Genomic DNA, 15640 nt, shown 5'->3' on the forward strand with positions numbered 1-15640 from the left:
AAATTTTAACATTTCTTAGAAAAAAAGTAGTAGTGTTTTCACCATTTTTTGCTATAATCTTTCTTACAATTAGAAATTTTAGGATGGTATTTATGGAAAAACATATATTAAGTAATGTTACTCTTCAAGCAGATGATGAAAGATATCGCAAGCTTGTGGAGCAAGTAAGTGATTGGATATGGGAAGTGGATGCTAATGGAGTTTATACCTACGCAAGTCCGCAAATTGAACAGATTTTAGGCTATACACCAGATGAAATAATAGGCCGAACTCCATTCGATTTGATGGAACCAGATGAGGGAAAGCGGATAGGCCCCATTTTTCAGTATCACGTTGCGAATAAACTGCCAATTAACAGCTTAGAAAATATTAACTTGCATCGTGATGGCCATGAAGTCATTTTAGAAACGAGCGGCTCTCCTATTTTAAATGACGAAGGTGAATGTATTTGCTATATAGGGGTAGACCGGGATATCACTGAAAGAAAACTAATAGAACAAAAACAGAAACAGCTAATAGAAATTTTAGATGCTTCGCCTAGCTTTATTGCAACTTTAGATATCAACGGAAATAGCTTCTATTACAATCCAGCCGCACGCAACATCCTTGGCATTACGAAGGAAAATATTCAATCTGTAACGAGTAGATGGATGACTGATTTTATTAAAAACGAAGGCATTCCTACAGCAATAGAAAAAGGCTATTGGAAAGGTGAAACAACCATTATAAATGGTGATGGAATTGAAGTTCCGGTTTCCCACATGCTAGTCGCTCACAAAACTGAAAATGGTACGGTGGAATTCCTGTCAACTATTGCACACGATATCACCGAAAGAAAAGAGCTAGAAAAGGTTATCTATAACCAAGCTCATTATGACCAGCTTACAAATTTACCTAATAGACGCTTTTTGCATAAAAAAATGGCAACTATCATTGAAGATACGACTGACAAGAAACGAGTTGCTTTCTTATTTATGGATTTGGATAATTTCAAAAGCATTAATGATTCGCTTGGCCATGAAATCGGCGATCAATTGCTTGTCATGACAGCTGCACACTTAGAAAGCTATGTAGAGAAGAACGATTTTATTTGCCGCTATGGTGGAGATGAATTTATTCTCATCTTAGATGATATTTGGGATATAGAAAGCATAAAAGAAAAAACACAACGCATCTTAGAGGCCTTTAAGCAGCCATTTGAAATTGAAGGTCATACAATCAGTGTGACAGGCAGCATTGGAATTAGCGTTTATCCGGATGACGGTAAAGATTTTCTTTCTCTCATTACAAAGGCCGATAATGCTATGTATCGCATCAAACAAGACGGTAAAAACAACTTCTCTATAGAATAAAAAAAAAGGGAATCTATTAAATAGATTCCCTTTTTTACACTGTTTAAATCAAATTTTGACCATACAACTATTAATAGCTATACTTATACACAATTTCCCCTTCGATTACTCTACCATCGCCGTTAAAGCCCAATTTTTCATACAGTGCTTTTGCGCCTTCATTCTCTGGCTCAAAGCTTAGATAAATCACATGATGAGCTGTATCTTTTTTGATCAAGCTCATCAGTTTTTTCATAGCAGCCTTCCCGTACCCTTTCCCCTGGTATTGCGCATCAATCATTAAACGGTAAATCCAATACTCTCCGTCATCCGCATCAATACAATACATAGTAAAACCGACTAGAACCTCCTCAGCATAGATAGCTAAGCAAATACATTCCGGATAAGCTTTTGCCTGGGCAAGTGAAAATAAATTCGATGCCACAAAGTTTTTTTGTTCATCTGCCACTTTTAAATTAATGACATTCATAAAATTATGCCGATCGATATCTTTGAACGTAATCATTATCCCACATCACTCTTTTCATCGTAATTTGTTTCCGCAACTTTCTCTGCTTTAGAAGAAGGCTTCTTTTGAAATGCCAATAACAAAATCATTCCAAAAATACAGAGCGTTCCAACCCACTGAAAGATACCAAAGGGTTCTTTTAACCAAAATACAGTTGTAAGTACTGCTGCCAGAGGTTCTAAACTGCTAAAAAGACTGGTTTCTTTTGGAGAGAGACTTTGAAGGCTTTCGATATAAAACCAAAATGCAATCATCGTGCCGAATACAATGACGAATAGTAAGTACATATATGCAACTGGAGAAAAACTTGAAAAGTCTATTTGCCACGGCGGATGAATCAAACTAAGTGCGACTCCGCCAATAATCATGGCCCAGCCAACAATCACCTGAGAATCAAACTGAGCAAGTAAAGGCACAGAATATAAAGTATAAAAGGCCAAAGCAAGCCCAGATAATATGCCCCAAGCAACGGCAACAGGTGACACTGATAGATTGGATACTGATCCATTCGTCAGTAGTAAAAAACAGCCCATCAATGCAAGCAAAACAGTTACTGCATCATGTCGTGAAAAAACTGTTTGTCTACGGAGCAATAAGTAAAGAATAATCATTACTGGCGCTAAATACTGCAACAATGTCGCCACCGCGGCATTACCGTATTTGATGGATGCCATGTATGTATATTGAACTGCAAGCATGCCGAGAAGCCCGAAGATCACTAGCCGAAGGGCACTCCATTTGTTTCGCCATACGCCAAAAACGTGGGAACGTGTACTTCTAAATGATTGCATCCCCAAAAGTAAGACACCTGCTACTAGTAGCCGTATCGTCACAAGTCCATTCACATTGACATGAAATTGCTGAAATAATTTTTGCGAAACCGTGCCGCTAATCCCCCAAAGCACTGCTCCGATAATGACAAGTATAAGACCTTTCTTTCTATTCATTCCCTTCATAATCCCGACTCTCCAATTACTCTTTTAATCATACGCTACTAATTTTTTGTTAATTCAGTTAATAACGCTAATGCTATCGTATCCTAGATGAAAATACAATAACAATTTGGTCGACATTTAATAAACAAAAAAAGGCAAGCAGACGATTCTGCATTGCCTTTTTTATTTAGGTATCTTCTGTTTTATTGTTCTCTTTCGCTTCAATGGTTTCATCCTTCCACCATAAAGCCTCTTCCGGGTCTTGTCTCAGAACATCCTTGAAATCCTTTTTTGTATCGACCGTTGGGTATGAACCTTTTAGGGCAATCCCAGAAGTGCTAGTGAATAACCATGTAAATACAATCAAGCCAATCAAGCTGACGACGACTAAATAAATAGCAGGTGAGAGAGTATTATTGGTCGCATGAACAAGATATGAAGCTAAAAGCGGGGTCGTTCCACCAAAGATGGAGACGGAAATATTGAACGATACTGCTAATGCACGGTAACGAACATCTGTGAAAAATAATGATGGCAACAAAGAAGGCACTGTACCTTCGTAACAGCTTAAAAACAGGCCGAGCAGTAAAATGGAAACAAAGACGAAGCCTATTCTGCCTGTACCCATCATCCAAAAAGCTGGGATGGCAAAAATTAATAAGCCAATTAAGCCGATTTGCACAACTTTCTTGTTGCCTATACGGTCGCTAAGCCGTCCGAAATATAACGCAAGCGGAATCATTAGCACCATTACAATAAGCAAAATAATTAAGCCAGCCGTTTGATTAATCTTCAGCGTCTCAGTCAAATAAGATGGGATATAAGATAAAATCATATAGTTGGTAATATTATAAAAGGCAACTATCACTATGCTTAACAGCAAATCCTTCTTGTAATGCTTCACAATATCCTTAAAGGTTGGCTGTGATGCATCCTCCTGCGCTTGTTCCATCTCCTCAAAAACTGGAGATTCTTCTAGATGGCGACGAAGATACAAACCAATCAGCCCGATCGGTGCAGCAATCAGAAACGGCAATCGCCATCCCCAGGAATTCATTTGGTCATCAGATACGAATACTGTCAGTAAAGTCACAATGCCTGAGGCTGCAATATAGCCGACGAGAGTACCAATCTCAAGACCACTTCCCCACCTTCCTCGCTTCTTATCAGGGGAAGATTCTGCAATATATACCATGGCGCCAGAGTACTCGCCGCCTGTGGAGAAGCCTTGAATCATACGGGCAAGCAACAATAAAATGGGTGCCCAGACACCAATTTTTTCATACGTAGGTAATAGACCGATAATCAAAGTTGAAAAGGCCATCATAATAATGGTGACGCTTAATACAATTTTTCTCCCATGAAGATCACCTATCCGCCCAAAGATAATTCCCCCAATTGGCCGCACGAGGAAGGCAACAGCAAAAGTACCAAACGTAAAGATCAATTGCAGACCACTGTTACCTACACCTGTAAAAAAGAGTTCACTTAGCGTAACAGCCAAATAAGCATACAGACCAAAGTCAAACCATTCCATCGCATTTCCAATGCCCGTCGCTACTACTGCTTTTCGTGTTTTTTTCGAATTTACAACATTAATATCGCCGGGCTCTATTGTTAAATTGTCTTGATCCACATAAACAACTCCTCTTCGGTAAATAATCTTTTATAAAAGCATTTAATTAAGCAAGCGCTATATATGTTTTTATATTGCCCTTTTTTAAGAAATTTATCTTTCAGTATAGATGTTTTTAAAATAATCAATGAAGCATGTAGTACTTTTATAATTTCTACTCTCTCCTTAGTTTTTATCTGCTCGCTCATATCTCTCCCCAACTCTTTTTATAACCGATTATTTTCAACTCAAACCCACCATCCGTTCAAAATAAAAAAATCTCCAACCTCCGAAGAGATTGAAGATTTTACATGTCAGTTAGACAGTCATTGTTTTATTTTCTTTCAATTGCAGTTGTTGTTCGCCTACACCTAAGTTTTCACGTTTCTTTTTAATTTTGAAATGATAAATCAGATAGCATGCGATAACAAATGGTGTGCCTAGATACAGTGCCAGCCGTTGTTCAGAATCAAAGGCAAGGCTGAGCAACACAATACAATTTAATGTTAACGAAACAATCGGAACAAGTGGGAACAGTGGTGTTTTAAATTTAAGATCCTCCACTTTACCACCCTCGCGAATAAATTTTCTGCGGAATGCAATTTGTGAAGCGGAAATAGAAATCCACCCAACCTGAGCACCTAATCCAGCGACCGACAATAGCCAAACGAATACCGTTTCTTCTGCAAAGAATCCTGAAAGTAAGGATAATAACGCAATGCCAATTGTTAATAAAAGTGCATTAATTGGAACGCCACGTTTATTTAACTTTGTCAGTGCAGGGCTTGCCATTTTCTCAGTAGACATAGCATACAACATACGTGTTGCAGCATAAATTCCTGAGTTTGCAACTGATAATAATGCTGTTAGAATGACAAAGTTCATTATATCTGCAGCATATGGTATACCGATACTATCAAATACGACAACAAACGGACTCTCTACCACACCTGCTTGCTTCATTGGAATCAAGCTTGCTACAACAAAGATGGCTAATACAAAGAAAAACAGCGTACGCCAAACTGTTTGCTTGATTGATTTTGGAATCGTCTTCTCTGGCTCTTCACTTTCACCCGCAGCGATCCCGATTAACTCTGTTCCTTGGAATGAGAAGTTAACAGCTATCATTGTAATAAGCAGTGCACCTATACCATGCGGCAAAAAGCCGTTTGCTGTGAAGTTACTCAAAAACGGTGCAGCTTGTCCACCTTGCATTGGGACTAAACCAAAAATCGCTGCTCCTCCTAAAACGATAAACGCAATAATAGCAAATATCTTAATACTCGCGAACCAGAATTCAGTTTCAGCAAAAGCTCGGGCCGAAAGCGCATTCAATGAGAATAATACAATGGCGAATATAGCGCACCATATCCATACTGGCGAATCTGGAAACCATCGTTGCATCAGCTGGCCAGATGATAGCAACTCAAGCGCAACTGTAACAGACCAGCCTAACCAATAAAGCCAGCCCAGTGCAAAACCTGTGCCAGGACCAATAAATTTTGTTGTATATGTTTGGAACGAACCAGAAACCGGCATAGCGACAGATAACTCACCTAAACATAACATCGTTAAAAACATGATAAATCCGCCAACTAAATATGAAAGAATAGCACCAGCCGGGCCTGCCTGGCTAATTGTATAACCGGAGCCTAAGAATAAACCCGATCCGATAACTCCCCCCAGTGATATCATAAACAAATGCCGTGCTTTCATCGTTCTTTGTAATCCTTGATTTGTGCTGCTCCCCTTTAACTCATTCAAACTTCTTCCCCCTGTCTCCCCTTGATGAATAACCACTCATTTTGGCTACTAAAAATATAATCGAATTATGTCGCATACGCAATATATTTTTGCAATATTATTAATCTTTACTACTAACAGATTTTAATTACCCCTCGGTGTACGCTTGAAAACCACTTACCCTTGCTTTTTCCTTCTTTAAAAGCGGATATAATATTACCCTAATGCTATTAACAATGAATACATAGAATATAGAAACCATTTGTTTTTTATATCTTTCGTGGCCAATGGCGGTGTGATAAAGTTAATACCAAATTAGTAGAGACGGAGGTTCCTATAATGAAGGATTTCCATTGCTGTGCAACATGTCAGTATTTCAAAGCGGAGAGAGTAGCAGAAGGAATGAAATATTATTGCTCAAGGCTTGGTTATGAAACCAAACCAGCATATAAATTTGATTGCTGGGATCCAAAGGAACATATTATTAAATTAATGAATAAGTAATACAAATATTTTTCTAAACATTTTAAATAATATATTTTTTATGTTGACGTTATTCGTTTTTCCTGTTATCTTAGAGATAACTTACAGAAGGAAGGTGATTTATATGGTAACGATGAATAAGGCTATTGCACAAATGAACGGGACCATATATTCACCTGCCATGCCAATATAAATTAGGCATGTTTATTCTGTTATGCGCGGTGAAGCATGGTTTCCGTTCTCGGACCATGCTTTTTATTTTGCAAATAACAGGAGGAATATGCTTTGAATCAATTAAACGAATACGGTTGGAATAATATACGACAAGATGAATGGAAAAACAATTTTGAAACGGCGGAACGAAATTATGTTCCAGGCCGTGTAACATTAGAACATAAACGGATGTATAGAGTGGTCACAGCAGAAGGAGAATGGCTATCCACCTGTTCAGGCAGCTTTACACATGCTGCAGCTGAACGGCGGGATTTCCCAGCAGTCGGTGACTGGGTTGCTGTGGAACAGATGCCAGGCGAGGAAAAAGGCATCATCCATTCCCTTTTGCCTAGGACTTCCCTCTTCTCTCGGAAGGTTGCAGGAATGGCAATCACCGAACAGATTATTGCCGTCAACGTAGATATCGTGTTTCTTGTTACTTCTATGAATGATGATTTTAATGCACGACGTTTAGAGCGATATTTAGTGGCTGCCTACGATTCTGGCGCATTGCCGGTTGTCGTTTTAACTAAGAAGGATGTTTGTGACTATCCTGAAGATTATATAGATCAAGCAAAACAAGTGGCTATTGGCGCGGATGTCGTCGCTGTTAGCTCAAAGACAGGCGAAGGTATTGATACACTTTCTGATATGCTACAAAACGGTAAAACAGCCGCTCTTCTGGGATCTTCTGGCGTAGGCAAATCATCGCTTATCAATGCTCTTTGCGGAGAGGCCCGGATGGCGGTCCAAGACATCCGCGAAGATGATGCGAAAGGACGCCATACGACTACACATCGCGAATTGATTAAAATGCCAGCTGGCGGTATCTTAATTGATACGCCTGGAATGCGAGAATTTCAGCTTTGGAATGAAAACGATAGTGTAGACTCTGGTTTTAAAGATATTGAGTCGCTTGCAAACCAGTGTCAATTCCGTAACTGCAATCACCATTCCGAGCCAGGTTGTGCCATTCAAAAAGCACTCGATGAGGGTGTTTTAGAGAAACAGCGTTATGCGAACTATTTAAAACTCCAAAAAGAATTGGCATATCTTGAGCGGAAAGCTAATCAAAAATCACAACAAGGCAAAAGAAAAACTCGCAAGTAACTGCGATGCAGACTATATAATAAAGGTCACCCATACAGACAGAGAAAACTAACTGTGTTTTCTCTGTCTGTATTTTTTTGTGTTTAACATATAAAAGAAGGACCCTTTGCTATAGACATGCAAAAAGATCCTTCTTATTTTAAATACTCTCTACAGACGCTTCACTACTGCGCGGACTGGGCTCCCATCTGCTTCAGCTAGGGAAAGCGGTAATGCAGACAGCTCATAATCCCCTGGTTCAATTTGATCTAACACCAAGCCCTCTAGTATGTGAATGCCATGTTTTGTTAATTCATGGTGAGATAACAGCTCTTTGCTATCAATCGGATCCACGGACGGCAAATCTAGGCCTAGCAAACGAATTCCTTTATCCCCTAAATAAGAAGCAAGCTCCGGCTCAATCTCTGGGATTGCCGTAGGAAACACGCTTCGATCCGGCCATACATCCGTGCGAATCAATAAACGGCTGACTCCCTCTAAATCTACACCAGCGAGTGCTTCTATCCCAATAGAAGAGGGTACTGGCAAATGAATGATACGGGCTTTCCCAATGTACACATTCACATCAAGCTCTGAGACTTTCTTTCCATCATTATCAAAATGGAATGGTGCATCAATATGTGTACCTGTATGAATGCTCATTGTAATACGGCCAACATTGACTGACCCGCTTTCTTCTTTGCTCCAATTCACCTCATACGTAAATGGCGTATCACCTGGCCAAACTGCCGTCTGTTGATTTAGTGGCAATGAAATATCAATCCACGAATCCATCTGTATTTCTCCTCCTCATTCTCTTGTTCACTGTTTCTGCATAAAAAGCTCCTTAAAATACCTTACAGCTTTGTACGCAAACTCAGCAATTCAGGGAAGAATTGGTGATCCAATACCTTTTTTAAATAATTGACGCCGGATGAACCGCCAGTGCCCATCTTATGGCCGATGATTCGTTCGACAGTTGTCATATGGTTGAAACGCCAAATCTGCTGCTGATTGCCGATATCCACCAGCTTCTCTGCCAATTCATATAAATCCCAATACTGATCTGTATTGCGGTATACTGTCAGCCACGCTTCTTCTACACTTTCATTCGGTTCATAGTTTTGTGTCCAATCACGATTTAACGCTTTTTCATCCACTTTTAAACCATGCTTGGCAAGCGCTGAAATGGCTGCATCATAAATGCTCGGTTCCTTTAAAGACTTCGTTAGCAATGGATAAACCTCTTGCTGATGTTCATAAACCGCAAGCGTGCGGGCGTTTTTATTTCCAAGCGCGAACTCAATCAAGCGATTTTGGTAGGATTGAAATCCAGAAGAATGCCCCAACTTATCACGGAATTCCATATATTCGGCAGGCGTCAACGTGGAAAGAACACTCCATGATTGAATAAGCTGCTGCTGAATTCTAGAAACACGCGACAGCATCTTGAAGGATGGTTCTAACTCGTTCTTTTGAATACACTCAATCGCCGCATGTAGTTCATGCAGAATGAGCTTCATCCAAAGTTCACTCGTTTGGTGAATAATAATAAACAACATTTCATCATGGTGGTCTGAAAGCCGATGCTGACCTGTCAAAATTTGATCAAGGCGTAGGTAATCGCCGTATGACATCTCCTTTTCAAAATCCAATTGGATGCCCTTTTCTAAATTGTTACTCACTGAGTTTTCCATTCTAAATCCTCCTCGTCGTCTTTCGTGTTCTCTTGCTGTAATGGCGTATTTTCTTTTTTACGCTGGAAAAGAAAATAGATAACGCTTAAAAAGGCGAGCCATGGAATACCAAATTGAAGCAGTATTTTAAATGACGTAAACCAGGTAGTAATCATTAAGCTGACCAAGAGAATGGCTCCTAATGCTGTCAAATACGGAAAGCCGATCATCTTCACGGGCAATTGACGACCGCCAGCTCTCTCCCATTTTTTTCGGAAGAATAAGTGCGATACGAAAACCATGAACCAAGTGAAAATGGCGCCAAACATGGAAATTCCCATCATGAATGCATAGGATGTCCTTGGGAATAATCCACTTACAACGGCCGCCATGATGATACCCATCGCTGAGATTCCCAGAGCATATAACGGTACGCCCTTTTTGTTTAATTTACCAAAAACTGCTGGCGCTGATTTTGCCCGAGACAAAGAAAATACCATCCTTGTTGACGCGTATAATTGGCTGTTCATCGCAGATAAAGCAGCTGTCAAAATAATAAAGTTCATAATGCCAGATGCACCCGGGATATTCAATATCTCCATTACTTTCACAAATGGACTTTTATCAATGCCCGCACTTTTCCAAGGAACAATCATCAGCATAATCGCTAAGGTGATGACATAAAAAGTGGAAAGGCGGAAAACTGTCGCTTTCAATGCCTTGGGTACAGCCACATCCGGGTCCTCCGCTTCTCCTGCAGTAACCGCTATCATTTCTGTTCCTAGAAAGCTAAACAAGGAAATAAATACGGCAATCCAGACGCCTTTTAAACCAAATGGAAGGAATCCTCCGCTATCCACAAGGTTTTGCGGTCCTATTGTCGAAGAGCCGCCAGATGGCCCGAGCAAGATGTACGCCCCCAATAAAATAAAACCGATGATTGCGCTAATTTTAATCATTGAAAACCAGTATTCAAACGTTGCGAAAGTATTTACGCTCGTTGCATTTACATAAATCAGCACTACACCAAAAAGCAGAATCCAGACCATGCCCGGCACGTGGGGAAACCAGTACTTCATATAAACAGCAATGGCACTTACTTCTACTCCAACAGCCAGCACATTTGCGATCCAGTAGGAATACCGGACAAGATAGCCTGCGAAAGGATGAATGTATTTCTCTGCAATCAACCCAAACGAACCTGATGAAGGATGGGCGACAGTCATTTCAGCTAAGCACCCCATAAGCAACAAAATGATAAACGCGCCCAAAGCATAACTGAGAAGGACGCCGGGACCTGCCGTACTAATGGCGAGCCCACTCCCTAGAAATAGCCCCGTCCCAATTGCACATCCCATCGCAATCATTGTCAGTTGCCTGGTTTTCAGCTCCCTCTTTAAACCTTTTTCCATATGAATCCGCCTTTCCTTTACAGGTTAGTCATAACACTGTGGTATTCCTTATTCATTACAAGATATATAAATCTATCAATCTATGCAACTGTTTCTCGCTCATTGGTAAACTTCTCATATTGCTTCTCATCCATAATCTCTTTTAAAATCTGCACTACATTCCACACATCCTCGTATGATGTATAAAGGGCAATCGGTGCAAGGCGAATCACATTTGGAGCACGAAAATCTGGAATAACTCCATGTTCCTTTAGAGATTTGCAAATACGGGCAGCTTCCGGATGCTCGAGACAAACATGGCCGCCGCGACGAACATCATCACGGAGATTTCCGATTTCAAAACCAAAATCAGCTAGTTCTGCATCAATTAACTCCATGAAGTATTCATTAATTTCGAGTGATTTCTTTCGAATCTGTTCCATTCCCGCTTCTGCAAACATTTCGAGCGAGCCTAAAAGCGGTGCCATGCTCAATACATGCGGAGTTCCGATTTGATAGGCGCCAGCAGTGTCTGCAGGAGTAAATGTATGCAAAAGGTCAAATTGAACATCTTTTCTTGAACCAAACCATCCAGCCAAGCCAGGCTCTGCACCGAAATGTTTCCGATTTACATACAAACCGCCCACACCCCCAGGTCCACCATTCAAGTATTTATAATTACACCAGTAGGCAAAATCCACATCCCAGTCACTAAAAGCATGCGGAATCGAGCCAACTGAATGACAACCGTCAAAGCCAATTAAAATCCCTCGTTTATGCGCTTCATCTGTCAATCGTTTCATATCCAATAGTTGACCACTGCGATACTGTACAGTTGGAAGAATCACCAATGCCACTTCATCGCTCATTGCAGCAATAATATCGTCTTCTTCAATTGTACGGCCATCCCTGCTTTTCACTTCGATTAAATGATGTTCAGGATCAAAGCCATGAATGCGAAGCTGGCTTTTCAGGGCATATATGTCTGTTGGGAAATTCAGTTCATCCGCAATAATTTTTGTGCGTTTCCCCTCAGGCTGATAAAAAGTTGCTACTAATTGATGCAGATTGACCGTTGTTGAACCGGTGACAATCACTTCATCTGCTCTCGCCCCTACTAGCGGCGCCAGCATTTCTGCTAATCTCTCAGATAGTTCAAACCACGGATGTTGGCCTTGTGTCCATCCGTCGATACCGTATTTTTTCCAATCCTCCACTGACTCGAAAAGCGTACGCTCCGCCCTTTTTGAAAGTAAACCCAAAGAGTTCCCATCCATATAAATAGTACCTGGTTGAAGATAGAATTCTTCTCGGAATCTTCTTAATGTATCTCTTTCATCTAGTTGTTTCGCGTATTCTAAAGTTGACTTTGTCATTGTAAATCCTCCCTCTTGTCATCTTTTTAAAAGACTATACCAATAAATATGACATCACGTCAATAATATATTCTGAAAATTTATACTATTATACATCTTTCCTTTTAAAGTATTTCTTTATATGCTAATGTGAAAGAATATGAGGAGGCATAACTGATGACTAACAAAGAAGAGGTTCAAGACAAACGCCATTTACGTTCTATCAAAACAAAACAAAAGCTCCTCCAAGCTGCTCGCGAAATATTTCTGACGGAAGGCTTTCAAAAAGCAACCATCTCCCAAATTATTAAAAAGGCAGAGGTTGGCTATGGCACTGCCTATGTCCATTTCAGCGGGAAAGAAGAAATCCTCATCGTCTTAATGGACCATGTAATGGAAAAGTTCTATCAAATAGCGGAAGTTTCATTTTCACCCTCTTCAAAGGAAGAAGCACGCGATATTATCCTTTCACAGGCAATGGATTTTTTGAAAATGGCCGAAACGGAACGTAACATGCTGCAATTGTTCGAGCAAGCCATTGGCATTTCGTCCTCCATTTCAACAAAGTGGAATGCTATCCGCGAAAAGTTCATCCAACGAATTTCAGAGGATATTGCATACGCTCAAAAATACGGACTAGCCAAAGCAGAACTCAACCACAAGCTTGTAGCCCGCAGCTGGTTCTATACAAATGAAATGTACCTGTGGGAAATTGTCCGCAATGAACAGCAAGGTACAGTGGAAGAGATCGCAAAAACTATCACGGCTGTTTATACAGGAGGACTCTACCAAACGAATGAATAAAGAAAAGTGTCCCTGCGTAATCAGCACGTCTGGGACACTGGGTTATCTCGTTATTCTGTTAAGATGACGCCAGAAAAGCTGCCACTCAAAACTTGTTTCTCCAACTGATTGGTACAAAGAAAACTCGCCAATATAGCGATTCTATTTGCATGATCCGGCTCTGCTTTCTCAATCTTTACCTGGCACTGAATCGTATCCTCAGTAAAGACAGGCCTGAAAAACTCAAAGTTCATCGTGCGTGCCAGTACATTATATTCTCCACCTATTTTTGTGGGCATAGTAGCAGTCAGCAAACCTTGAACCACCACTCTTCCAAGTCCATCAGGCTGTGTATGATGGTCACCCTCATCCATGGATAACGCTGTGAACATCTCTACATCTCTCTTCGTAAAAGTCCGTTCAAAATGGATTATGTCCCCTGTCTTCAACAATGTAATTTCCCCTTTTTTAGATGCTGCAGACTATTCATAAACTTTACTGCACGTATTTCCTCCTTTAACTCGAGCAAATGAATTCCTGTATCTCCTGTATGAAATTGAAATTTCGACTGAAATGGCAGATTGAGAAAAGCACCCAGGAGATTTGAAATCAGTCCCCCATGGGATACAATGGCAATCCTTTCTGTCTCCTTAAAATCGTATATGATTTGTTGAAATATCTTCTCAGCCCGATAACGTAACTCGATTGCTGATTCCCCATCTTGTATTGGAATATGGGCTGGCCTTCCCCCTAATGGCAATGGATATTTCACGGCTGCTTCCTTCCTTAAAAGTCCTGCTAAAACGCCATTATCAAACTCTCTTAATTCATCAAAATACCTAATCTCACAACCAATCGCTTCTTGTAAAATTTCAGCTGTCCGACTGGCTCTTTTCAACGTGCTTGCCAAGATAATGTCCGGTGGAAAATGTTCCTGTACACGACTAGCCATTTTTCGAGCCTGATTTTGTCCCAGTTCGGTCAAGTGATAATCAGCTCTTCCTTCGTGCACCTCCAGAATATCCGCCTCTGATTGTCCATGCCTTATGACCAATAATTCCATTCCCATCCGCTCCCCTTACCACTTTACTAATTTTGTTATACACATTCAGTCTAACGTCTAATAATTTTTCAGTCTATTTTAAAATTTTTGTATTTACAATTTTCATCAGTCACATTATATTTAGATTAACGAATTATTAGAAAGGCGAATTATAGTATGTTGCGTGAATCTCTTACTTTTTTCAAGTCGTATAACCGAAATATTAAATTACTATTGTTAGGAAATATCTTTATCCAAATTGGTTTAGGCATTACAGCGATTATTTATAATTTCTATATTCGGTCACTAGGCTATGAAGATACGATGAACGGGCAGGTTATCTCTCTCACATCACTTGCCACGGCTTTATTTCTTTTGCCAGCCGGCATAATGGGCGATCGTAAAGGCAGAAAAAAGATACTTCTCTTTGGCCTTGCCACAGCAGGTATATTTATGCTACTACGATCCGTGTTAGAATCAGCGAGCCTTTTATTAAGCATCGCCTTTTTATTAGGTGGAGCTACAGCATTTTTTCAGGTTATGGTGATTCCCATGCTTGCAGAAAATTCAACAGCAGATCAGCGGGTACATCTATTCAGCTTTCACTTTGCCATTACCACAGCGGCGAATGTTATCGGCAACTTGTTAGGCGGTTTCTTAACAGATGTATTCAAACTACTTGTTGAAGATATTAGCGCTATTCGCTTGGCATTGTTGATTGGCTCCATCATTTTTGCAAGCGCCATGATTCCTTTCGCTAAATTAGCAGAGCCTTTAAAGGCTGCTGAACAGCCGCCTTTATTAAGAGAGCCGATAGGATCGGTAAGTCGCAAGATAATCTTAATTTTTTTCCTTTCCCAACTATTGATTGGAACAGGTTCTGGTCTTGTCATTCCCTATTTGAATCTATATTTTGCGGACCGTTTCCATGCATCCAACTCAGCGATTGGCCTAATTTTATCCGTTGGCCAAGCAGGAACTGCCATCGCTATGTTTGTAGGGCCCGCAGTGGTCAAAAGGTTCGGCGAGGTGAAAGCAGTTGTGCTTTTGCAAATGCTATCTCTACCTTTTTTACTCATCACAGCTTTCACCGGAAACCTATTTGTAGCATCGATTGCTTTTCTATTTCGGCAAGCCCTTATGAATGCAGGTAATCCCATTCAAATGTCTTTGATGATGTCGTTAGTGAACGATCGTTCTAAAGGCGTTGCTAATTCTGCAAACCAGATGGCCTTCAACCTAGGATGGGCTTTTATGGGCCCTGTTTCCACAACACTGGTTGTCACTTATGGCTCTTACTGGGGCTATGCAGCTGTTTTCAGTATTACATCCTTTATTTATTTCATCGCAACTCTATATTTCTTTTTTGTATTAAAAGCTTTTACAAAAAAGAATACTCAAGTTGCCATGAGCTGAGTTTTAAAAACACCTTATTGTTTTGCTTCAAAAGCCAAA

15 protein-coding genes are annotated in these 15640 nt (G+C 40.3%); 5 read left to right on the forward strand and 10 right to left on the reverse strand.

Annotation, left to right across the window (positions count from 1 at the left end; genetic code table 11):
- Positions 1 to 92 precede the first annotated feature (92 nt).
- On the forward strand, positions 93 to 1352 hold the full coding sequence (locus tag RCJ93_RS12185) for a diguanylate cyclase domain-containing protein (protein ID WP_446739122.1): 1260 nt from the start codon (positions 93 to 95) through the stop codon (positions 1350 to 1352).
- Positions 1353 to 1422: 70 nt separating this feature from the next.
- Here the strand turns inward: RCJ93_RS12185 and RCJ93_RS12190 are convergent, their stop codons facing one another.
- The 4 genes from RCJ93_RS12190 to RCJ93_RS12205 form a co-directional block, all read right to left on the reverse strand.
- Entirely contained in the window at positions 1423 to 1857 is a 435-nt protein-coding gene (locus RCJ93_RS12190) for a GNAT family N-acetyltransferase (RefSeq protein ID WP_446739123.1), read from the reverse strand.
- Positions 1857 to 2816, reverse strand: coding sequence for an EamA family transporter (locus tag RCJ93_RS12195; protein ID WP_446739124.1), 960 nt, complete (start codon positions 2814 to 2816; stop codon positions 1857 to 1859). Before RCJ93_RS12195 ends, RCJ93_RS12190 begins: the two co-directional genes overlap by 1 nt.
- Before the next feature lie 166 nt (positions 2817 to 2982).
- Positions 2983 to 4431, reverse strand: a complete 1449-nt coding sequence (locus RCJ93_RS12200) for an MFS transporter (protein WP_446739125.1) — start codon at positions 4429 to 4431, stop codon at positions 2983 to 2985.
- A 297-nt stretch (positions 4432 to 4728) separates the two neighbouring features.
- Positions 4729 to 6126, reverse strand: a complete 1398-nt coding sequence (locus tag RCJ93_RS12205) for an amino acid permease (protein ID WP_150285287.1) — start codon at positions 6124 to 6126, stop codon at positions 4729 to 4731.
- Between the two features lie 366 nt (positions 6127 to 6492).
- On the opposite strand from RCJ93_RS12205, the gene RCJ93_RS12210 reads away from it, so the two are divergent.
- Positions 6493 to 6657 (forward strand): hypothetical protein, encoded by a 165-nt coding sequence (locus tag RCJ93_RS12210; RefSeq protein ID WP_446739126.1) that lies wholly within the window; start codon positions 6493 to 6495, stop codon positions 6655 to 6657.
- Positions 6658 to 6921: 264 nt separating this feature from the next.
- Complete coding sequence (gene rsgA / locus RCJ93_RS12215; RefSeq protein ID WP_446739127.1) at positions 6922 to 7959, forward strand: ribosome small subunit-dependent GTPase A; 1038 nt, start codon at positions 6922 to 6924, stop codon at positions 7957 to 7959.
- Between the two features lie 150 nt (positions 7960 to 8109).
- Here rsgA and kynB read toward each other — a convergent pair whose 3' ends face one another.
- The 4 genes from kynB to kynU all read right to left on the reverse strand — a co-directional run bounded on the left by kynB (position 8110) and on the right by kynU (position 12381).
- On the reverse strand, positions 8110 to 8733 hold the full coding sequence (gene kynB / locus RCJ93_RS12220; protein WP_150285202.1) for an arylformamidase: 624 nt from the start codon (positions 8731 to 8733) through the stop codon (positions 8110 to 8112).
- A gap of 62 nt (positions 8734 to 8795) precedes the next feature.
- Positions 8796 to 9635 (reverse strand): tryptophan 2,3-dioxygenase, encoded by an 840-nt coding sequence (gene kynA / locus RCJ93_RS12225; protein ID WP_446739128.1) that lies wholly within the window; start codon positions 9633 to 9635, stop codon positions 8796 to 8798.
- Complete coding sequence (locus RCJ93_RS12230) at positions 9620 to 10981, reverse strand: amino acid permease (protein WP_446739129.1); 1362 nt, start codon at positions 10979 to 10981, stop codon at positions 9620 to 9622. The genes kynA and RCJ93_RS12230 overlap by 16 nt, the downstream gene beginning before the upstream one ends.
- A 125-nt stretch (positions 10982 to 11106) precedes the next feature.
- On the reverse strand, positions 11107 to 12381 hold the full coding sequence (gene kynU / locus RCJ93_RS12235) for a kynureninase (protein ID WP_446739130.1): 1275 nt from the start codon (positions 12379 to 12381) through the stop codon (positions 11107 to 11109).
- 156 nt (positions 12382 to 12537) lie between these two features.
- Between kynU and RCJ93_RS12240 the strand changes: the two genes are divergently transcribed.
- Complete coding sequence (locus tag RCJ93_RS12240) at positions 12538 to 13164, forward strand: TetR/AcrR family transcriptional regulator (RefSeq protein WP_446739131.1); 627 nt, start codon at positions 12538 to 12540, stop codon at positions 13162 to 13164.
- Positions 13165 to 13214: 50 nt separating this feature from the next.
- Here RCJ93_RS12240 and RCJ93_RS12245 read toward each other — a convergent pair whose 3' ends face one another.
- Positions 13215 to 13595 carry an enoyl-CoA hydratase gene (locus tag RCJ93_RS12245; RefSeq protein WP_147197322.1) on the reverse strand — a complete coding sequence of 127 codons (381 nt, stop codon included), beginning with the start codon at positions 13593 to 13595 and terminating at the stop codon, positions 13215 to 13217.
- Positions 13589 to 14206, reverse strand: a complete 618-nt coding sequence (locus RCJ93_RS12250) for a histidine phosphatase family protein (protein WP_446739132.1) — start codon at positions 14204 to 14206, stop codon at positions 13589 to 13591. The genes RCJ93_RS12245 and RCJ93_RS12250 overlap by 7 nt, the downstream gene beginning before the upstream one ends.
- 156 nt (positions 14207 to 14362) lie before the next feature.
- Here RCJ93_RS12250 and RCJ93_RS12255 point away from each other — a divergent pair, with 156 nt between their 5' ends.
- Complete coding sequence (locus tag RCJ93_RS12255) at positions 14363 to 15601, forward strand: MFS transporter (protein WP_446739133.1); 1239 nt, start codon at positions 14363 to 14365, stop codon at positions 15599 to 15601.
- Positions 15602 to 15640 lie beyond the last annotated feature (39 nt).

This window comes from Rummeliibacillus sp. BSL5, from assembly GCF_052928305.1.